This window comes from Rossellomorea aquimaris, from assembly GCF_000935355.1.
Lineage (GTDB): Bacteria > Bacillota > Bacilli > Bacillales > Bacillaceae_B > Rossellomorea > Rossellomorea aquimaris_B.
Genome location: NZ_JXZC01000001.1, coordinates 197,340 through 217,153 on the forward strand (window position 1 = coordinate 197,340; position 19,814 = coordinate 217,153).

Consider the following 19,814-nt stretch of genomic DNA (forward strand, 5'->3'; position numbering starts at 1 on the left):
CGTTGATGAGAAGAGTACATGGATGAGCCCCTTATCAGAGAGCTTCGGAAGCTGAAAAGAAGCAGGGTAACTCGTTATGGAAAATGGTCTCGGAGCATTCTATTCGAACCACTTTGGTGTAGGGTAGGACGGGAGTGGGCATCCGTTATCCTTGTCACGGTATAAGAGCTTTTTTATGCTCCGTACTTGCTGAGATAGACTTGTGTGAGCAAGCTATAAACTAAGGTGGTACCACGAGTTCAACCCCTCGTCCTTAGATGTCGATTGATATCTTAGGACGAGGGGTTTTTTATATTGTTCAGGAGGAGGAAAAGGTCATGACTATATTTATTGGTGGCGCTTGGCCATACGCAAATGGCTCGTTACATTTAGGGCATATCGCAGCCCTATTGCCAGGGGACATTATTGCACGATATTACCGTTTAAAAGGAGAGGATGTTCTCTATGTGTCAGGAAGTGACTGTAATGGGACCCCCATTGGTATTCGGGCCAGACAGGAAGGAACAAGTATTGAAGAGGTCGCGAATCGATATCATTACGAGTTCCTGGAGTGTTTTCACGCCTTAGGCTTTAGTTATGATGAGTATACAAGAACTGATCACTCACATCATCATGAAGAAGTTCGAAACATCTTTACCACCCTTTATCAACGGGGCTGGCTTTATGAAAAAGAAGTGGAGCAAACGTATTGTGAGCATGATCATCAATTTTTGCCGGATCGGTTTGTGGAAGGAACCTGTCCCGTATGTGGCTCGAGGGCAAGAGGTGATCAGTGTGATCAATGCTCGACGGTTTTAGACCCCACTGATTTAATCGATAAAAGCTGTAAGCTTTGTGGTCATGAACCGGTTCTTAAAACGACAAAGCATTTATATTTCTCCCTTTCAAGATTGCAGGAGCCTCTACAACGATTACTGAAGGATAACGGTACTAGATGGAGAGATAATGCTCTTCAGCTCACAAGTCGCTATTTAAAAGAGGGCTTGCATGACCGACCGGTGACAAGGGATTTAGAAAATGGTGTTAGTGTCCCGATTCGAGGTTTTCAAGATAAGAAAATTTATGTATGGATAGAAGCAGTGAGTGGCTATTTGAGTGCTTCAAAAAAGTGGGCGAGGGATCACCAGCGTGATTGGAAAGACTTTTGGCAGGAGGAAACCACGTCCTATTATGTTCATGGGAAAGATAATATCCCTTTTCATAGTATTATCTGGCCGGCCATTCTTATAGGAATTGGCGAAAGGAATCTTCCTGACTATATTGTTTCAAATGAATACCTGACGCTTGAAAAAAGGAAAATTTCAACGAGCGGGAACTGGGCTGTTTGGGTGAAGGATCTTCTCAACGACTATCATCCAGATTCCATTCGGTATTTTCTCACCATTAATGCACCGGAAAAGAGAGATGCAGATTTCTCCTGGAGAGAATTCATTTATAGTCATAACAGTGAACTGCTGGGGGCTCTGGGGAATCTGGTTCAACGAACGTTAAAATTTTATGGGAAAGAATTTGGTCAGGAACTTACACTTTCTGTTGTCCCAAATGAAATTAAGCAAAAAATAGGAGATACGTTTCTTTCTGTCGGTCAAGCGATTGAAGAAGGAAAAACTCGACAGGGACTGGAAGAAGCATTCGAATTTATTCGATGGTCGAATAAGCGTTTTGATGAAAAGAAACCGTGGAATGTTATAAGAGAGGATTGGGAGGAAGGGAAAAAGGTACTGGAAGAATTCCTGTACGTATTATGTAATGTAAGGATTCTTATTCAGCCGTTTTTACCCTTCACTTCTTCAAAACTGGCAGTTCAGCTGGGGATGGCCAGTCAAATAGGATGGGCGCCGGTATCTTTGCCGGTGGAGCTCAGCATTGAAGCGACCACACCATTATTCAATCGAATTGACCTTGAGAGAATTGAGATGGAAAGGAATCATTTGAAAGAGAAAGCCGAGTGAAACCAAAAGGAGCATGAAATGAAGATTATAGTCGTGTCAGATACTCATATGCCTAAAATTAGGAGAGGGCTTCCAGAAATTCTGAAGGAAGACCTCAAGAAAAGTGATTTAATCATTCACGCAGGAGATTTTCAAACCCTTGATGTTTATAACGAGTTTATGGAGTACGGAGAACTGGTTGCCGTTGTAGGAAATGTTGATGATCCAGATCTTCAGGCGTTACTTCCCCAAAAAAGAATCATTATGAAAAAAGGACTTAAGATTGGGGTGGTGCATGGAGACGGCATGGGAAAAACAACGGAAAAAAGAGCCCTCGAAGCATTCCAACCTGATGAAGTTGACTTGATTATATTTGGTCACTCGCATATCCCATATTCCCGCTATATGAAAGGGGTCTTTTTGTTTAATCCCGGTTCTCCCACGGATAAACGTAAACTCCCTTACTTCTCCCACGGTGTTTTGACCATTGAAGACACTTGGAAAATAGAACATAAATTTTACCGTTAAAAAAGCACAGGGGTGTTAACCTCTGTGCTCTACACTTTACTATGACCCTAACCTTATAAAGGATACTGGTAGTAATCCTGACTATAGAAGGTTTGAAATCCACTCGATTCATAAAGCTTGAGTGCATTCCTGTTCGTAGCGGCAACATCCAGGTAAATATCGCTGGACCATTCGGATTCCATCATGACGACTTTAGACAGGGCATTTCTACCGATGCCTTTTCCCTGATGGGAGGGATGGATAGCAAAGCCATAAATAAAGCTTTGATTATCCACTCGTTGAATTCTAATCTTCCCTACGGTTGTTCCATTATATTCAATCATTAAGTTGCCTTCCCCTGATTCTTCAAGCAATCTCTTGGTATAGGATTCAGCATCAGATCTTACAACCTGGAAGCATTTTGCATCAAGGTCAATGATGGTTTCAATATCCTCTTTAGTGGCACTTCTTAGTTGGACATCAGCAGCATTTATAGACAAGCTTTTCTTATTCCACTTCATTTCATATTCTGTAAAATCATAAGAGGCTTTTATTTTCTCAACAAATTCTTTTCCGGAAGTCGATGAGCCGGGAGCGTTAAGTAAGAGCTTTTGAACAGATCGTGATCTTAGCGACTGTATGGCTTCCTGGAGTAGTTCTTGAAATAGCCGCTGTTTACGGTAATCCGGGTGAATCATCCCACATAATTCATAGGTTTCACCAAAGCCGTACAAACCTAAAAATCCAATCAGATGATCCCCTTTGTAGTGAAGGAAATCATCCAGGCTGTTTGTACGGTTTTTAAGCATATCCCAGTTTAGCTTTAAATGAATATCTTCGTGTTTTTCACAGACGATCTGCAGGTTTTTAATGTCTTGAAGCTGTTTTGAAGTAAGCATGTTTCATCTCCAATTAATCAAAATGAAAAGAATTCCCTTACTAAATTTTATGAAAATTCTTTCATCCACACAAGGTTTTTATGAAAAAAAGACCCGTGTACATGGGTCGTGCTTATTCTTTTTCTTGTATTCGCTGTATCACTTCATGCAGCTCATCAGGTTTTAAAAATTCCAGCGGGGAGAAGCCTTTTTCGAACATGACGGACTCGCTTTCAATCATCAGTACATATCGGCCGTTCACTTTCGCCAAATGAATGCTGTCACCAAAGTCGGAAAGAAGAGCTTTAACGGAGACATGATCAAGTTTCACCTTCAGTTCGACTTCTGGTGACTGCTCGACGATTTGGGAGGTGGCTTCCACCACTTGTTCCGTCGTGAATCTTTCCTGAAGCTCCCGCTTTGGGCTGATTGCCCATTCTTCCACCGCTTCTTCAAATTCAACACGTTCATCACTTTCTTCAGCATAGGTTTCTGAAATATGTTCCTTCACCATCCCATAAACTTGGGATTTGACGATTTCAGGCATAGACTTTTCATACTCCACCCATTTCAAGAAATCTTCAAAGTATCTGGCGTGTGAAGCTTGATGGATTTTGATTTCTGCAGAGTCCATCATTCCTTCTTCAGGCATATAGGGATATTGAATGGATTTCATATTCTTGGTGGTAATTGCCATTTCGACATTGTGAATCAGAGTCGCTTCATCGGTAATGGTTGCAACCTTAGGCTCGAAATCACATTTCATAATGAACACAAACGGATCATCAAAAAATTTCGTGAGCTTTGCAGTAGCAACGAGGAATGCACCACCGCGGATAGCACTGGCTTCTATGTACATTTGAACGATTTGATCGCAGGCTTCGCGAAAATCCTCTTTGTTCTCTGCATAACGTGTGCGGTGAAATAAATTATAGTTTGGATTGGAAGTCAGTTCATGACCTGGTTCCACTACAAATCGTCCAATTTTTGTTGGGGCAGACTCTGATTTTGAATGCCGGTCTACTTTCCGCTTCACAATTTTGGTTAGTTCCCCATCTAAAAAGCTTTTTAATGGACTTTCTTCATACTCGGTTCCAGTTAACGTCTGAAAATGCTTATGCCGTTTATCGGCTTCTTCGCCTTTACCCTCCACTTGTATTAAATAGAAGGAAAGGTTTTGAATTGTAAAATCCATGTTTTGTTCTCCTGACCTAAATAGATTCGCTTTATGTAATCATCTATACATTCATTGTTCAGTATAGAAAAGCTGAAAAGGTTCGTCAATTGACTTATGAAAGTTATTTCTGGTGAGATACTACTTACATAGGCATTAAAAATAGGTGGTGTGCTAAGTGAGTAATGATTCATTTTTTTCTTTGGTGAAGAAAGGAAACAAGTCATCGTTTTTCGCCATGGTGGGGAACGGGATCCTGGCAATTGCAAAAGGGATTGCTTACTTCATTAGTGGAAGTGGAGCAATGTTCGCCTCGGCTATGCATTCATTGGCTGATGCAGTGAATCAAGGCTTTGTATTCATTGGAAGTGTTCTTTCTGAGAAGCAACCAACGGAGAAATTTCCGACCGGATTCGGAAGGGTCATCAATCTTTTTTGTATGGTTGCGGTTATCGTTGTTTCCATTATGGCCTATGAAACCATACGGGAAGGGATTCATTTACTAAAACATCCCGCTGAGGTAAAGGGCATTTGGTTGAATGTGTCGGTATTATTACTGAATATCCTAATCGATGGTGCCATTCTTTATAAAGTAATGAAGGAAATTGGACAGGAAGCAAGGGCAGAAAGCACGGGTTTGGGAATTTTCTCAGGAGCGTTTAAAAACGTAAAGCGTGCTTCACCACCGACAAGGCTCGTATTTTATGAAGATTTGGTTGCTGTTTCAGGGGCTATGTTAGCCCTGATGGCTGTATTGGTGTCCTACTTCACTGCCTATCAGCTTTTGGATGGAATCGTCACCATTGTCATTGGATTCCTCATGGTAGGAGTGGCCTTTAGGGTCGGTTATGACAACATGGTCGGTCTGATAGGAGTTGCTGCCCCGAAGGAAGTCGAGGACCGAATCGCACGTACGATATTTGAGCACGAAGCAGTAATTGATATCTTTAAACTGAGGATCACTCAGGAAGGACGATACTATCATGTTGAATCGTATCTTGAACTGAAAAGAGGATTACCACTTTCAGAAGCAGATGATATTAAGTTCGCCATACAGGATAAATTAATGAGTGATCCGGATATTGCGGACGTAACGTTGGGGATCATTGAGGATGATGGAATTCAGGAATGGAAACGCAGTAGTCCGGAACTTCAATAAGGAACAAAACATCCTGCCGAAAATTCGGCAGGATGTTTATTCGTTAAGAATTAAAATCAATAAGCATTCTTCTAAGATGCATTCATGGCACGATAGAGTCATAGATAGAACTGGGTAAACACGAATAGGTGAATGGGAATACGTATAGTTTGGTCTTGGATCTTGTTCATACTATAATAAAGAAAATCATAGAATAGATTATATTAAAGGGGGGGATAGGATGGATGTGAATGAGATACTGCAGCTAATTAAAGAAAGAACTCCTAAAGTACTTGGAAGCGAAACATTTTCTGAATATGCTATTCTACTTCCTTTGATTGAGGTCGACGGCCAAACGCATGTTTTATTTGAAGTCCGTTCCTTAAACATGAGAAGACAACCAGGAGAAATTTGTTTTCCGGGAGGGCGGATTGACCGAAGCGATTCAGATGAGAAAGCAGCAGCTATTCGGGAGACATCAGAAGAACTTGGAATTCATACGGATACCATAACTGAGGTTTATCCACTCGATTATATTGTATCTCCGTTCGGGACGATCATTTATCCATATGTAGGCAAGATAAATGTATCCTTAAAAGAATTAAAACCCAATCAAGCCGAGGTGGAAGAAATCTTTACTACACCGTTAACGTATCTTCAGGAAAGGGAACCGGACTTGTATAACATAAAGTTCAAGATGGAGCCAGAAGAGAGCTTTCCGTTCAAACAAATCCCGGGTGGAGAAAATTACAACTGGCAGGCAAGAAATATGAAAGAACATTTTTACTATTACGAAGACAAAGTCATATGGGGGCTAACAGCAAGAGTCCTTCACCATTTTGTGAAACTTCTTTCGTAATTCGTCCTTTTAATAAGCGGAATTCTAAAAGTGGATTTACAAAACATCATGCTTAGAAAGTTGATTGGAGCAGAAATAAACGACTAATTTCTTTAAACATGATTTCAACTTTAAACATATTCTTTCTAAAAAGAAATTCTACAATTACCTATACGTATTGACATTCATTTTCAATTAATACTTTTTTCGATAGGGCAACATGTCGGAGAAAGTATTTTTGTTTGTAAATATGTAGCAAATTGAAGTGTTTGTAATGGTTTGAATGGAGGTAAAGAGAAGTAAGTAAAAGATGAAATTAAGGAGAGGGGAAATAATAATGATTATTCGTGCTAAATGCTGGAGAATGTTAAGTGTACAGGAAAAATTGTTTATCCTTAAAGCTGTATGTAATAAGCATCTCAAAAAGTAAAGAATAGGAGTTCTTTTTATGTTATTTAAAAATTCAAATTTCACCAAGTTCGTGAAGTCATCAGGCCAATATAAAACTGAATTCCTATCCCGTTCATCTGAAATTCCTTTGCTTGTCCATTAGTAATGATTGATCTAACGTTAACATAACGATCGTAAGGTAGAATTTATTGGATGTAATCGATTGGTGGTAAGATCAAACCGAAAATGAAGATCCAAAAAAGCTTATCGAAAATCAGTACACACTGTGACTGTGTGCTGAAACCAAGAGTGAACTTGGCGACTTTTGATCCAGCCACCAAGTGTTTTTTATATTGTGATTAAAACATTAAAATCTGATGTCTAACTTTCGGCACCAGCCTTTAATTTCTGAAAAAAATTTACACCTCACCTTAATTATTCCCCCTGATCTATCTCTATTTAACATTTTCATAAAATCCCCTATCATTATATTCCACTTCTCTTGCATAAAAAAATCAGGAAGGAAAGTGCCGGGAACAATTGTTTCTGGCGCTTTGCATTTAACATTTGGTAAAATGAAGTAGCACATACATATAAGGAGGACACCTTAGTGAAAGGGAAAAAAGTAGTCATCATGGCCGGAATTCTTATGGCCGTTCTATTAAGTGCATGTAACCGGAATGCTGCTGAAATGGTCGTGGATGGTGGAGTGACAATAGATGAAAAGGCCAATACGATTACATTCAGAGGAGTGCTCACAGACAAAGCACTTGAACCGAATACTCCGTTTCAAACCCGTTTCTTCCTGCAGGGAACCACGATTAAAAGCGCCTTGGGAACGGATTTGATTTATATAGATGAGGAGCTAAAGAGCCGGAAACAGGGAGAATCACCAAAAGAGTTTGAGGTTAAGAAAACAATAGACATAAAAAAACCGGAAGAGATTGACAAGTTGATAAGTGAAATAAAGGACAAAGAGGAAGAAGCCGTCACGATTGAACTTGTTAATGATAATGGTCGAATTGATGATCGAGTTCTTCATAACGTAACAAAGGAGTAGGGCGTAATGTCCTGCTCCTTTGCATGTATTGATTATCTAGTATTGACCGGTCTTTTTAAGGCATACAAATCATCTTCGAGAAGAAGCATCTTATCCATCAGTACATCTTTAGAATCCATCACTCCCTGATTATAGAGATAGGGACCGATTTCTTTCATAAAGAAATCAAACCAATTCTCAGCACCTAAATCTCCAATTTCATCCCCGGTCTGCTCATAATAAAATGTCTGGATTTTTTCAATCATTGTGTCTTTCTGTTCTTTTGGTATCTTCGTAAACATGAAATGATTCCCTCCCATTGTGTTTCATCCATCGTAACATAAGCGGACCGATTATAGGCATGTAGCTAACGAGTTACATTGCAAAATAGATCATTGCTTATGATTTAACATTCTCCGATGAAGGCTTCCTGCTTAATTCTAATTGGATGCAATATGCAAACCCCCCTTTTGCCTAGTAATACTGAAACACTGATGCAGAAGAAAGAACGTCTCCCTATCATATAAAATTGTATAATTGTGGCAAACTAAATCCTGACAGGCCAAGTTCCTGTACATATTTATAAACAAAAGGAGAATGCGAATGTGGCAGGAATTTAAAAAGTTTGCTGTGAAAGGAAATGTCATAGATCTTGCAGTGGCCGTCATTATAGGTGCTGCTTTTGGTAAAATCGTCAAATCCCTTGTGGATGATATCATTATGCCACTTTTAGGTATAGTGCTTGGTGGCATCAGCTTTACGAATTTAAAAGTAACGGTAGGAGACGCTGTCATTACATATGGAGTGTTCATGCAAAACGTAGTGGATTTCTTCCTCATAGCCCTCGTCATATTCTTTATTGTACGGCTATATAAGAAAATGGAACGCAAAGAAGAGATCAAATCGGAAGTGAAGGTCGATCAGAAGGAAGAGCTGCTTAAAGAGATACGAGATTTATTGAAGGATTCCCGGCACAGTCCTCAATAAATGGATAATCGACAAAATAAACAAGGAGATTCCCATCATTTATCCAATATATAGTAGAGAGAAGAACTGGAGGAGGAGAAACATGGAAATCAACTCAATGTATTTAATTAAAGAAAAAAATGGAATGAAAAAAGACTTTTCTTTACTCCTTTCAATGATGGACTATGCACGGTTCACTTCTATTAGCGAAGTGAAGGGCTTACCGGTGGAAGTGCTCGACTACCGATGTCACGATGAAGCAAATTCAATAGGGATGCTTCTTGCGCATTTTGATGCAGTTGAAAAAATTTATCAGGTACTTACCTTTGAGAAATTAAGTGATGATGAAATTGAAGAATATGCAGACACCCTGGAACCTGCGTTAAGCTTAGGCAGTAGAGCAGCTGAAGTGATAAAAGGAAATACAGTTGAATTCTACCTGAAGAATTTACAGATAACCAGGTCCAAAACCGTGGAGCAGTTCAAACAACTTGATGAACCCTGGTTGTATGAAGAAACCGATTGGTGGTATGGGGAAAAAGGAAATAACTTTTTTAAATGGTTTCATGTATTTGAAGATGAGATCAATCATAGAGGGCAAATTCGTATGATCAAAAAACTCTATGCAAAAGAACATAATCCTACAATTGTAGAGTAGATTTACCTTTGCATTTTACAAATAGACCCAATCATTTCTTGAGTTTCGCGTTAGAATCTGTTATAGTAAGGATAGTTATTTTTGTTCGGTTAATATACATGATTGATGAACATCCGTCTTGAATCTTAATCAGAGCAGGAATATAAATATTTTTATGTGCAACTGCACTAGGAGGTACTTGTTTTATGTTACAAGGTAAAGTTAAATGGTTTAACGCTGAAAAAGGTTTCGGTTTCATCGAAGTTGAAGGTCAAGACGATGTTTTTGTTCACTTCTCTGCTATCCAAGGTGAAGGATACAAATCATTAGAAGAAGGTCAAGACGTTACATTTGAAATCGTTGAAGGTGCTCGTGGACCACAAGCAGCCAACGTTCAAAAGTAATTCAATTGTAAAACTCCAAACAGAGTACGTCAGCTGACGTACTCTGTTTTTTTACGACTTCATACCTTTACGTGGATACTCGCTTCTTATCCTTTCCTAAATATCACTGTTATTGTACTATTAAACGATATCTTATATATTGGAGTGCTGAATTTTGTGGAAAAACGCTAAGAAATTTTTTGTGTTTATTGGAGTTTTTATAGGGAGTAATATCATTCTAAGTCTTATTGCTGGTCTGATCTTAACAAATTTGTATCATAATGATGGTTTTAAAGGGTCTCCCGTTATCGGGACCTCTATCAATGTTGCATCCGCAGTATTTGCGATTTTTGTTGCGTATAAACCATTTAAAAAGAAAAATCAGACTTAACCAGGCAGGTTGTATCGTTGGAGTTTTTTTCTATCCTTCATATAATGAATTTATCTTCTTCTGTATATGTGCACATTTAGTACCAGTATGAATAAGCTATCACACTAACCTTTCCGGAACAATCCGGGGAGGTTTTTTCTTGTTAAAGATATTATAGGAGAAATGTTCATTACTATATATGGAAATCTATTTTATTTTCCATTCAACGGTACAAAAGGGGAGTAATCAATGAAAAGGAGCGTTGTCATAGATGGGGGTTCCAACGTTAAGAGGGACTCATGGAAAGAGACTAGTCAGTAGACTAGTCTCTTTGTAAGTATTCAATTGGCTCACTATGTTATTATTTATTTTGTTGGTTTTGTTGATTTTGTTGTTTAGCAGCTTTTCTAGCTCTTTCAGCAGCGTTTTGCTCTTGAGCAAATTCTGCTTCGTTTTTTTGTTGTGGTTGTTTGTTGTTATTGTTTGTCATCTTTATCACCTCCGTCTACAATAATTTGCCCGGAAATGAAAAAAAGATACGTAAAAAATAAATTTAATATGGGAACTTTTAATTCTAAACAGTCCCCGTTTGATTATATGTCAAAGGAGGGAGGGACGGACCATTTCAAGGTCCGTCCCTCTCTCTTTCCAGTTACTTACTAGTTTAACGCCAGGACTTGGAGGGTATTACTAAGTTCGTGCATTTATTTTCTTTACATACTTCATTCTGCATGTAAATAACATCAACGACGTATTAAGGGGGAAGCTAGTTGAAGAATTTCACACCAATGTTTTGGATTGCGATTTCAATCGGAGTAATATTTGTGGCTTGGGGAGTTATTTTTCCTCAGGCTTTGATCGATATTATGACCAATACCCAAGGAGTACTTCTGGACAAGTTTGGATGGTTCTACCAATTTTCGGCTACGTTCTTTTTTATAATCGCTATCTTTTTTGCAATTAGCAAATACGGAAAGATTCGTTTAGGAAAAGACACTGACAGACCGGAATATTCCACTTTGACATGGTTTGCCATGCTCTTTAGTGCAGGGATGGGAATCGGACTCCTTTTCTACGGGGTCTCGGAACCTGTTTCTCATTATTCCACTCCACCATACGGAGAAGGTGGAACCATTGAATCAGCTAAGATCGGTTTGCGCTATACCTATCTTCACTGGGGATTCCATGCGTGGGCAATTTATGCAGTTGTTGCTTTGGCCCTTGCCTATTATAAATTCAGAAAGGGCATGCCAGGACTAATGAGCGCCACGTTATATCCTGTCATCGGAGATAGAGTGAAAGGACCTATAGGGTATATTGTAGATATTGTCGCTGTGTTTGCCACTATTTTTGGTGTAGCAATTTCACTTGGGATTGGGGCACAACAAATTAACAGCGGACTCAATTACCTGATGGGAACCCCCATTGACTTTAGAGTTCAGCTTATCATCATGGGAGTTGCAACGGTACTATTCATTACTTCTGCTGCTACTGGATTATCAAAGGGTATTAAATATTTGAGCAATGCCAATATGGTATTGGCGGTCTTATTATTCATTGTCTTTCTCATAGTAGGACCCACACAATTTGTTCTGGAATTGTTTTTGACCACTTTTGGGAGCTATGTTCAGAACCTTCCTAGTATGGGTTTACGCTTTTCACCATTTAATGTGGAGAATAACCAGTGGGTGAAGGATTGGACTATTTTTTATTGGGCCTGGTGGATCTCATGGACACCTTTTGTGGGAACATTTATTGCCAGGGTTTCAAAAGGAAGGACAGTCAGAGAGTTTATCATCGCAGTCATCATTGTGCCTACGATTGTTTGTGCCCTCTGGTTTGGAGTATTCGGAGGAACAGGCTTGTATTACGACTTTGTTCAAGGTATAGATGTAGCCGGTCAAAGTTTGGAGACGGCATTATTTTATGTTTATGATCAAATGCCTCTAAGTGGAGTCCTGTCGATTATTTCCCTTTTCTTGATTATCACTTTCTTTGTGACGTCCGCTGACTCGGCAACATTTGTGCTGGGGATGCAAACGTCTAATGGAAGTTTGAATCCTCCATTCTTCGTGAAGTTCAGCTGGGGAATAGTATTAGCTGCCATTGCAGCGATTTTAATGGGGACTGGTGGAATCAGCGGATTGCAAGCCGCCACCATCATCACCGCCTTACCATTAGGCATCATCTTATTTGTCATGACATATGGATTGATTCTTTCATTCCAGAAAGAGATGAAAATGAAAAAGAACAAAACGTCTGGTACTGGTAAGTGATTTTATTAATGGGAAAAGAAATATTCTAAATCAAGAGCCCTCTATACTGTATAGAGGGTTTTTCAATTGGGTTTTTTGATTGATTGAAAAAAATGTACTCCATCGTCAATGATTTTGATAGGATTAAGATATCTATCGGAAAATTTTGAATAGAGGGAGAGTGGTGATTCAATGAAACAGATTATCGCAATGGGTGGAGGCGGGTTTTCTATGGAGCCAGAGAACCTGCTATTAGACCAATACATTCTAAATCAGGCTGGGGAGTCAAAACCAAAGGTTTGTTTTTTGCCTACAGCCAGTGGAGATGCAGATGGGTATATAGAGCGATTTTATAAAGCTTTTCACTCGCTTCCGTGTGAGCCTTCACATTTATCGTTATTCAAATTGCCTACACGGGATTTGGAGGGGTTCCTTCTTGATAAGGATGTTATCTATGTGGGTGGAGGCAATACAAAGAGTATGCTTGCCCTTTGGAGAGAGTGGGGGATTGATTCCATCCTTAGAAAAGCGTGGGAAGCAGGGACCATTCTTGCAGGTTTGAGCGCAGGTTCGATCTGTTGGTTTGAAGAAGGAATTACTGATTCCTATGGAGAAGACTTAGATAAGATCAAAGGTTTAGGAATGGTTAAGGGAAGTCACTCCCCGCATTATGACGGTGAAGAAAAACGGCGTCCCCTTTATCATTCGTTTATTGACAAAGGGAAACTACAAGCCGGCTTTGGAGTGGATGATGGTGCCGCTTTACATTTTATCGATGAAAATCTATATAAAGTAGTAAGTTCCAGGGAACGAGCTTCCGCCTATTGGGTTGAAAAGAGAGAAGGAGGTATGCATGAAACAGTCTTATCGACGGAATATCTAGGAAACTAATAAAAAATCCGAATCAAAACAAGGGGGGAGAATGGTGAATCATATTTGTTTTATTTCAGCTACTGATACATATACGATAAGGAAAAAGATCTTAAGGCCGACTCAATCGATAGAGGAGTGTCAGTATGAAGGGGATTCAGCCGAGAGTTCCTTTCACGTCGGAGTTTTTGATGGAGAGTTACTGATCAGCATCGGTTCCTTTTATCAGGAAGCACGTAAAGAGTTGAATGGTCATCTGCATTACCGTTTAAGAGGGATGGCCACGCTTCCCGATTATAGAGGGAAAGGCGTAGGGAAGCAACTCATTGCATACAGTGAGGAAGTGTTAAATGAAAAAGGTTGTGAATTGTGGTGGTGCAATGCCAGAACTTCTGCGGGTCCTTATTATGAGAAATTGGGCTTAACCCAATTGGGGGACGTATTTGAAATAGAGCCAATCGGGCCTCATGTTATAATGTATAAACAGATGGTTTGAGTGTAAGGGCTGGACGGGAATGGATGATGTTTATACTCATCTCCTGCATCTCCGTCCTAATTCCATAGATAGTCACTAAAACCATCTTAGTATCTAAACGATACTCTTATGCCACACTCCAAGAAAAGACAACCGGGCTTGCCCGGTTGTCTTTTCTTAATCATTCTGAATCGTAGATCTTCTCAATTTAATAAACTTCACTAAATTTAATACAACGGTTTTCGTGACGGCGTAAAATGGGACGGCCAGAATCATTCCAAGGATACCAGCTAAGTTTCCTGCAACAAGTAATAAAATGATTATGGTCGCTGGGTGTGTATCCAAACGCTTTCCTAAAATTAGAGGTGACAGAAGGTTTCCTTCAATTTGCTGAGCGATAGTTACAACCACCACGACCAATATGGCCTTTGTTGGTGAATCGAACAATGCTACTATGATAGCCGGCGCAGCACCGATGAACGGTCCAATAAAAGGAATGATATTGGTGACGGCACCTATTAATGCCATAACCAGTGCATATGGCAGACCAATGATCAAATACCCGATAAACGTAAGCGTCCCTACAAATGAAGCAACCGTTAATTGTCCTTGTATGTAGGCAGCAAGTGTATCACTTGTATCCTTTAACGTGTTGATTCCTTCTTCCCGGTAGGCAGGAGGAAGGAATTTTGAGATGGCCTTGGGAAATTTATGGCCGTCTTTAAACATAAAGAATAATAGAAAAGGTACGGTTACAATCAGGATCGTAATACTGGTCAGAACACTTACTAATCCTTTAAGTGCAGTGGTGATATTATCCGGTAACGTATTGGCAAACTCCACTAACTGATTTTCCACATCTTTAAGTGACACATAATCTTGACTCATCATCCATTTGAATTGTTGAGTCTCAGATAAATATTCGATAAAATTCCTCGTTTGTCTTGCATACTCCGGAAGTTCATTGAACAGACCTGTTATTTGCTTTGAGAGAATAGGAGCGATATTTCCTATTATCAACACCATCAGACCAACGATAGCAGCGTAAAGCACAATAATGGCGATGGTTCTCGGCAGTCTTGCTTTCTCCAGGAGATTGACTAATGGATTCAATAAAAAATACAGAAACCCTGAAATGATGATGGGGAAAAATAATGTTGAAGCAAATACGACGATCGGTTCAAATAAAAATGAAATTTTGGTTGAAACATAAATAATGGTAAGAATAATAAGAATTTGTAAGCTCCACGAATACATCTTTTTCTTGGTCAAGCTATTCACCTCTACCTATTGACTTGTTTGTGTGAATAAGTATATCAAAAATAAAAAGGAAAACCCTACTAATATACAAAGGGAAGGAGAATTATTTTTGAGAAGCATTATATTAGAAGGTCTAAGGTGTATAGAAATTGAAGAGGGGATCAAGATATTGTATGCCGTGGAAGCTGGTAGTCGCGCATGGGGGTATCATACAGATGATAGCGATTATGATGTCAGGTTTATATATATACGAGAGACAACCGCGTATCTAGACCTTCAAGAGACAAAGGACGTCATTGAAAAAACTACACACCATGCCATTGAATACAGTGGATGGGACCTGAGTAAATCTCTGAAACTTCTTCGTAAATCAAACCCCTCTCTACTGGAGTGGTTAACCGATGAGAACGTGTATATTGAGCACCCTACCATGGGGGTAATAAGGAAGCTGCGAGATCTGACTTTTTCTCCAAACCGTTGTCTAATTCATTACTATCACATGACAAAACGCAATATGGAGAAGTTGAAAGACGAACCATTCAGTACGAAGAAATGGATGACCATCATCAGGCCATGGCTTGCTTACGAGTGGATTATGAAGCATCGGACATTTCCACCAAATGGAATCAACGAAATGATGGGGCACCTTAATATGAATGGAGATATAAAAAGTACGATTACTTCAATGGTTACATCAAGAGGGAAGGAGATTCATAACCTGAAACATTTAAAAGACTATATAATGGGGAGCTTACTAAAGTTAGACAGGGGTCTGGAGCAATCACATAGCAATGACTATCATCAATGGGGGAAAATTAATGAAACGTTCATATCCATTTTAGAAGAGGTATGGGGTGTCAATTTAGCCGTGAAGGAACGTTAACACGAGCAGTGGACATGCATAAATGAAGCTACTTTGGGAAGTATAGGAAAAAATGACTCTGACTGAAGGTGGCTAAGATGAATTCGTTTAATAAAAGGAATAGAAGAATACCAAAGCAGCTGCTTTCAGAAAAAGAAGAAGTTGTGCCTGAATTTCTCACTTTAGAAGAGAAAATCTCTTATTTTCGAAATGGTCTATTTAATACAGATGATCTGAAAATAAGAGAATTAACTTTTAATAATAAAATATTGACCATTATGTTTATTGATTCTGTCATTGATAATAGGAGCTTACAGACGTATATTATCAAGCCTTTATTAGAGAAAGGCTCCGGTGAAATACGTGATGTAGTAAGTAGTAATAGTATCAAAGAAACATTGCATTTAGATGAGGCACTCAGTGCAATGGTGGATGGGCACTGCCTTTTAATTATGGAAAACAGTGAAATCCTGACTTTTATCGATATGCCTAAAATTCTGACTAATCGTTTTGAGCCAATAAATGAAAAGGTGATTAGAGGATCTCATCAAGGGTTCAGTGAGAATATCACAGAAAATGTGCATCTTATAAGAGACAGAGTCTCCAGTCCCAAACTGACAGTGAAATATTCAAGTGTAGGAGAAACAACGAGAACGAAGTACGCTTTAGTTTATTTATCTCATTTAACAAATCCTGAATTATTGAAAACGATTGAGGACCGAATCAATTATGTTCATGCAGATTCGGTTCAGTCGCCTGGATACTTTGAAGAATTTTTGGAAGATAATTCGTTTTCTCCATTTCCACAGATTTTGAATACGGAAAGACCGGATCGGGTGGCCGGAAATCTAATGGAAGGCAGAATTGCGCTGGTGATGGAAGGCAGCCCTACCGTCTTAATCTTGCCTGTGAATTTTTTTTCCTTCTTTCAAACGTCAGAGGACTATAATAATCGGGCATTCATCGGTTCATTTATACGATTCATAAGATTAATCAGTTTTATTGCAACCCTTTGCTTACCCGCTTTTTATATCGCTGTCATTTCGTATAATTATGAAATCATACCGGTGGAAATCATATTCTCGATTAAAAGCTCCCTGGAGTATGTTCCATTTCCTCCATTGATTGAAGCAGCCATTATGCAATTGACCTTGGAATTACTTCGTGAAGCTGCGATACGATTACCGAATCCTATCGCTCAAACCATAGGGGTAGTGGGGGGACTTGTCATTGGGACGGCGGTTGTTGAAGCGAATTTGGTTTCAAATACAATGGTTATCGTAGTTGCGATTACCGCTATATCTTCCTTTGTCATTCCTTCTAATGAACTGAGTACTTCCGTTAGGGTATTAGGATTTCCGTTAATGATATTTGCTGCTTTATTCGGAGTTCTCGGAATCGTGATCGGGTTGATGTTACTGTTAATACATATGTCGACGCTTAAATCATTAGGTCAATATTATTTGTATCCTGTTGCACCTTTGGATTTTAAGTCACTCAAGGACACTTTTATCCGTGTACCCATATGGCTGATGAAAGAAAGACCAAAGGATTTGAAGCCCCAGTATAAGTGGAAGACGACGGATCCCCGAGGATGGAAAAAAAATGAAGAATCAGACTAATCTTACGTTCATTCAATTGACGTTCTTCATTATTCAAACACAAATTGGTGTAGGGGTTCTTGGCATGCCATTCAGCGTATTCTCCGTATCTAAAGGTGATGCTTGGATTTCAGTATTACTGGCTGGGATTGTTGTTCAATTGCTTATAACGACTTTGTGGGTCTTGGGCAGAAGATTCCCTGCTAAATCGCTTTTCCAATATTCAATACAGCTGGTAGGAAAAGCAGGGGGGACATGCATTAATATGTCCTATGTATTTTATGGAATGCTTGTAACCAGCCTTATTCTGATGTATTCAACTGCCATCATCAAAACTTGGGTGCTGACACTTACACCAAAATGGATCATTATGTTTCTATTGATGGGGACTGCAGTATATTTAGGAAGGGAATTATTATCTGACATCTGCAACGTTTATGTTATGGTTTCGGGGCTTATTTTCTTTCTGATCTTGATATCTGTAGTAGTATTGATCGTTTACCCTGTTGATTGGAGGTATCTACTTCCGATTGGGCACTCAGGTGCAATCAATATTTTTAAAGGGATAAAAGAAGCCTATTTTTCCATGCTAGGTTTTGAATTGCTTTTGTTTCTTTTTCCTTATTTTCAGCATAATGGGGAACGGTCCGTCCTATTCTCAGCATCAATGGCAAATCTCTTTGTGACATTGACCTATACATTTCTTACCATTGTCAGTCTTATAACGTTCAGTCCAGAGGAATTAGTCATTGTTCCTCAGCCGGTTCTATATTATGTGAAATCCCTCTATTTGCAGGTTGTCGAAAGAATTGATTTGGTGTTTGTTTCACTTTGGGTGGTAAGTGTTATTACTTCTTTAACCAGCTATCTTTTCTTATCGACGGAGGGAATCGCGCATACCTTTAAACGAATCAAACGTTCTGTCATTACAATTTCCATTGGCAGTTTATCTTTTATCATTGCGTTATTTCCCAATAAAGAAGCAGAAATGGAGTTGTACAACAAATGGGTGATTAATACATCCTATCTATTCATACTTGTCATTCCATTGCTTTTATTAAGTATCTCCTTTGTTTTCAAGAAAAAGGAAAGAGGGAAGAGCGCATGAAGAAAAAACTCATCTTAGTCTCGGTTCTATTTCTCATTCTGTTAACATTAACGGGCTGTTGGGATCAACGATTGTTGAAAGACGGTAGGTTGGTCTTTTCCTCTGCCTTTGATTTAGTTGATGATGAAACCATAAAAGCTACGGCCATTATCCGTGATTTCCAAGATAAGACACCGACCAATGTTGTCGTACAAGGGGAAGGGAAGACCATACGTGAGACAAGAATGCATATGGACCGGAAAATTTCCGGGGTTTTCGAGCCATCAAAGAATCGGGTGTTCTTATTAGGGGAAGAATTAGCAAAAAAAGATATCTATAAGTTTTTAGATATTTTCTACCGGGACCCCAATAGCTCCATTTCTGCCAAATTAGCCATTGTAGAAGGAGAGGGTGGGGAGATCCTTACTAAATTAAGTGAAAAAAACGTATTGATTTCAGAATTTATCATCGAACTATTCAAAAGCGCAGAATCATCCACGGGTATCCCTAAACAAAATTTACAAACCGTCTGTACGTTTATGTTTGATAAGGGGAAGGATTTTGCCCTCCCCCTCATCAAACTGGAGAATGATGAAGTGGTGTTAAGTGGTACGGGCATTTTCCATAAGAATTCTATGTCAGGTACTTTGACCTTTGAGGAAACATCAATGTATCTAATGATGAGCAACCAAGTGGCGAAGCGGATGCGATTAGTATCCAAAATTGAAGAGAATAAGAAAATGAATATTGAAAATTATATTACGTACAATATATCAAATTCAAAATCAAAGCTTAAAATTATTTCTGACTCACCAAGTAATATACAAGTAGTAATAAATGTAAAGACAGATGTATCTGTTGTAGAATATCCAGAAGATAAATTAACCGACAAGAAAAAACTTAAGAAACTGAATAAACAAATTTCCAAACGCTTAACAGAAGATGCCGAAAAGATGATTGAAAAAATTCAACTGGCTAATTCAGATTTATTTGGTATTGGCAGAGAATTGATTGCACATCACCCAAAAACCTGGGAAAAGCTTGACTGGGAGGAAAAATACCCCACCATTACGATTACACCTACGATAGAAGTGGACATTGTTGGTCATGGAATAATCAATTGATAGATTCCTGGTCATTAGATTAATTAAGA

20 protein-coding genes and 1 other annotated feature (1 of these 21 only partly in view) are annotated in these 19,814 nt (G+C 39.0%); of the genes, 15 read left to right on the forward strand and 5 right to left on the reverse strand.

Annotated elements, in window-relative coordinates:
* Positions 1 to 258: a binding site (T-box leader), on the forward strand; it begins 7 nt to the left of the window's first position.
* Together metG and TV75_RS01060 are read left to right on the forward strand one after the other, a co-directional pair.
* A complete protein-coding gene (metG, locus tag TV75_RS01055) occupies positions 258 to 1,952 on the forward strand; it encodes a methionine--tRNA ligase (RefSeq protein ID WP_082051095.1) in 1,695 nt (564 codons plus the stop codon). (Overlaps the previous feature by 1 nt.)
* 18 nt (positions 1,953 to 1,970) lie before the next feature.
* On the forward strand, positions 1,971 to 2,459 hold the full coding sequence (locus TV75_RS01060; RefSeq protein WP_044336644.1) for a metallophosphoesterase family protein: 489 nt from the start codon (positions 1,971 to 1,973) through the stop codon (positions 2,457 to 2,459).
* Between the two features lie 53 nt (positions 2,460 to 2,512).
* On the opposite strand, the gene TV75_RS01065 is transcribed toward TV75_RS01060, so the two are convergent.
* Complete coding sequence (locus TV75_RS01065; protein ID WP_044336645.1) at positions 2,513 to 3,337, reverse strand: GNAT family N-acetyltransferase; 825 nt, start codon at positions 3,335 to 3,337, stop codon at positions 2,513 to 2,515.
* Between the two features lie 112 nt (positions 3,338 to 3,449).
* Positions 3,450 to 4,511, reverse strand: a complete 1,062-nt coding sequence (locus TV75_RS01070) for a DUF3900 domain-containing protein (RefSeq protein ID WP_044336647.1) — start codon at positions 4,509 to 4,511, stop codon at positions 3,450 to 3,452.
* Positions 4,512 to 4,668: 157 nt separating this feature from the next.
* On the opposite strand from TV75_RS01070, the gene TV75_RS01075 reads away from it, so the two are divergent.
* The 3 genes from TV75_RS01075 to TV75_RS01090 all read left to right on the forward strand — a co-directional run bounded on the left by TV75_RS01075 (position 4,669) and on the right by TV75_RS01090 (position 7,916).
* Complete coding sequence (locus TV75_RS01075) at positions 4,669 to 5,649, forward strand: cation diffusion facilitator family transporter (protein WP_044336649.1); 981 nt, start codon at positions 4,669 to 4,671, stop codon at positions 5,647 to 5,649.
* A 220-nt stretch (positions 5,650 to 5,869) separates the two neighbouring features.
* A complete protein-coding gene (locus TV75_RS01080) occupies positions 5,870 to 6,487 on the forward strand; it encodes an NUDIX hydrolase (RefSeq protein WP_044336651.1) in 618 nt (205 codons plus the stop codon).
* A gap of 979 nt (positions 6,488 to 7,466) precedes the next feature.
* The gene (locus TV75_RS01090) at positions 7,467 to 7,916 is read left to right on the forward strand and encodes a hypothetical protein (RefSeq protein WP_044336654.1); all 450 of its coding nucleotides are present in this window, start codon (positions 7,467 to 7,469) and stop codon (positions 7,914 to 7,916) included.
* A 32-nt stretch (positions 7,917 to 7,948) separates the two neighbouring features.
* Here the strand turns inward: TV75_RS01090 and TV75_RS01095 are convergent, their stop codons facing one another.
* The gene (locus TV75_RS01095; RefSeq protein ID WP_044336656.1) at positions 7,949 to 8,197 is read right to left on the reverse strand and encodes a DUF2164 domain-containing protein; all 249 of its coding nucleotides are present in this window, start codon (positions 8,195 to 8,197) and stop codon (positions 7,949 to 7,951) included.
* A gap of 301 nt (positions 8,198 to 8,498) precedes the next feature.
* On the opposite strand from TV75_RS01095, the gene mscL reads away from it, so the two are divergent.
* From mscL to cspD, 3 genes are all read left to right on the forward strand, one after another.
* Positions 8,499 to 8,882, forward strand: a complete 384-nt coding sequence (gene mscL / locus TV75_RS01100) for a large conductance mechanosensitive channel protein MscL (RefSeq protein ID WP_044336658.1) — start codon at positions 8,499 to 8,501, stop codon at positions 8,880 to 8,882.
* An 82-nt stretch (positions 8,883 to 8,964) separates the two neighbouring features.
* Positions 8,965 to 9,519 (forward strand): DinB family protein, encoded by a 555-nt coding sequence (locus TV75_RS01105; RefSeq protein WP_082051096.1) that lies wholly within the window; start codon positions 8,965 to 8,967, stop codon positions 9,517 to 9,519.
* 185 nt (positions 9,520 to 9,704) lie between these two features.
* Positions 9,705 to 9,902: a cold-shock protein CspD gene (cspD, locus tag TV75_RS01110; RefSeq protein WP_032088076.1), complete on the forward strand. Its 198-nt coding sequence runs from the start codon at positions 9,705 to 9,707 to the stop codon at positions 9,900 to 9,902.
* A gap of 710 nt (positions 9,903 to 10,612) precedes the next feature.
* Here cspD and TV75_RS22440 read toward each other — a convergent pair.
* Positions 10,613 to 10,741 carry a hypothetical protein gene (locus TV75_RS22440; RefSeq protein WP_301280403.1) on the reverse strand — a complete coding sequence of 43 codons (129 nt, stop codon included), beginning with the start codon at positions 10,739 to 10,741 and terminating at the stop codon, positions 10,613 to 10,615.
* 280 nt (positions 10,742 to 11,021) lie between these two features.
* Here TV75_RS22440 and TV75_RS01120 point away from each other — a divergent pair, with 280 nt between their 5' ends.
* From TV75_RS01120 to TV75_RS01130, 3 genes are all read left to right on the forward strand, one after another.
* Positions 11,022 to 12,527, forward strand: coding sequence for a glycine betaine uptake BCCT transporter (locus tag TV75_RS01120; protein ID WP_052504381.1), 1,506 nt, complete (start codon positions 11,022 to 11,024; stop codon positions 12,525 to 12,527).
* 171 nt (positions 12,528 to 12,698) lie between these two features.
* Positions 12,699 to 13,397: a peptidase E gene (locus TV75_RS01125; protein WP_044336686.1), complete on the forward strand. Its 699-nt coding sequence runs from the start codon at positions 12,699 to 12,701 to the stop codon at positions 13,395 to 13,397.
* A gap of 31 nt (positions 13,398 to 13,428) precedes the next feature.
* Positions 13,429 to 13,872, forward strand: a complete 444-nt coding sequence (locus TV75_RS01130; RefSeq protein WP_044336688.1) for a GNAT family N-acetyltransferase — start codon at positions 13,429 to 13,431, stop codon at positions 13,870 to 13,872.
* A gap of 156 nt (positions 13,873 to 14,028) precedes the next feature.
* Here TV75_RS01130 and TV75_RS01135 read toward each other — a convergent pair whose 3' ends face one another.
* Positions 14,029 to 15,123: an AI-2E family transporter gene (locus tag TV75_RS01135; protein WP_044336704.1), complete on the reverse strand. Its 1,095-nt coding sequence runs from the start codon at positions 15,121 to 15,123 to the stop codon at positions 14,029 to 14,031.
* Positions 15,124 to 15,220: 97 nt separating this feature from the next.
* On the opposite strand from TV75_RS01135, the gene TV75_RS01140 reads away from it, so the two are divergent.
* The 4 genes from TV75_RS01140 (at position 15,221) to TV75_RS01155 (ending at position 19,785) form a co-directional block, all read left to right on the forward strand.
* Complete coding sequence (locus TV75_RS01140) at positions 15,221 to 15,994, forward strand: nucleotidyltransferase domain-containing protein (RefSeq protein WP_052504382.1); 774 nt, start codon at positions 15,221 to 15,223, stop codon at positions 15,992 to 15,994.
* Between the two features lie 77 nt (positions 15,995 to 16,071).
* Positions 16,072 to 17,595 carry a spore germination protein gene (locus tag TV75_RS01145; protein ID WP_044336706.1) on the forward strand — a complete coding sequence of 508 codons (1,524 nt, stop codon included), beginning with the start codon at positions 16,072 to 16,074 and terminating at the stop codon, positions 17,593 to 17,595.
* Positions 17,579 to 18,682 (forward strand): GerAB/ArcD/ProY family transporter, encoded by a 1,104-nt coding sequence (locus tag TV75_RS01150; protein ID WP_044336707.1) that lies wholly within the window; start codon positions 17,579 to 17,581, stop codon positions 18,680 to 18,682. Before TV75_RS01145 ends, TV75_RS01150 begins: the two co-directional genes overlap by 17 nt.
* Positions 18,679 to 19,785: a Ger(x)C family spore germination protein gene (locus tag TV75_RS01155; protein WP_044336709.1), complete on the forward strand. Its 1,107-nt coding sequence runs from the start codon at positions 18,679 to 18,681 to the stop codon at positions 19,783 to 19,785. Before TV75_RS01150 ends, TV75_RS01155 begins: the two co-directional genes overlap by 4 nt.
* The last annotated feature ends 29 nt before the right edge of the window (positions 19,786 to 19,814 follow it).

Excerpts from the sequence above, each read along its gene's own strand:
- metG (WP_082051095.1), top strand. The coding sequence starts at position 258 with ATGTCGATTGATATCTTAGGACGAGGGGTTTTTTATATTGTTCAGGAG.
- TV75_RS01060 (WP_044336644.1), top strand. The coding sequence starts at position 1,971 with ATGAAGATTATAGTCGTGTCAGATACTCATATGCCTAAAATTAGGAGA.
- TV75_RS01065 (WP_044336645.1), bottom strand. The coding sequence starts at position 3,337 with ATGCTTACTTCAAAACAGCTTCAAGACATTAAAAACCTGCAGATCGTC.
- TV75_RS01070 (WP_044336647.1), bottom strand. The coding sequence starts at position 4,511 with ATGGATTTTACAATTCAAAACCTTTCCTTCTATTTAATACAAGTGGAG.
- TV75_RS01080 (WP_044336651.1), top strand. The coding sequence starts at position 5,870 with ATGGATGTGAATGAGATACTGCAGCTAATTAAAGAAAGAACTCCTAAA.
- TV75_RS01095 (WP_044336656.1), bottom strand. The coding sequence starts at position 8,197 with ATGTTTACGAAGATACCAAAAGAACAGAAAGACACAATGATTGAAAAA.
- mscL (WP_044336658.1), top strand. The coding sequence starts at position 8,499 with ATGTGGCAGGAATTTAAAAAGTTTGCTGTGAAAGGAAATGTCATAGAT.
- TV75_RS01105 (WP_082051096.1), top strand. The coding sequence starts at position 8,965 with ATGGAAATCAACTCAATGTATTTAATTAAAGAAAAAAATGGAATGAAA.
- cspD (WP_032088076.1), top strand. The coding sequence starts at position 9,705 with ATGTTACAAGGTAAAGTTAAATGGTTTAACGCTGAAAAAGGTTTCGGT.
- TV75_RS22440 (WP_301280403.1), bottom strand. The coding sequence starts at position 10,741 with ATGACAAACAATAACAACAAACAACCACAACAAAAAAACGAAGCAGAA.
- TV75_RS01125 (WP_044336686.1), top strand. The coding sequence starts at position 12,699 with ATGAAACAGATTATCGCAATGGGTGGAGGCGGGTTTTCTATGGAGCCA.
- TV75_RS01130 (WP_044336688.1), top strand. The coding sequence starts at position 13,429 with ATGGTGAATCATATTTGTTTTATTTCAGCTACTGATACATATACGATA.
- TV75_RS01145 (WP_044336706.1), top strand. The coding sequence starts at position 16,072 with ATGAATTCGTTTAATAAAAGGAATAGAAGAATACCAAAGCAGCTGCTT.
- TV75_RS01150 (WP_044336707.1), top strand. The coding sequence starts at position 17,579 with ATGAAGAATCAGACTAATCTTACGTTCATTCAATTGACGTTCTTCATT.
- TV75_RS01155 (WP_044336709.1), top strand. The coding sequence starts at position 18,679 with ATGAAGAAAAAACTCATCTTAGTCTCGGTTCTATTTCTCATTCTGTTA.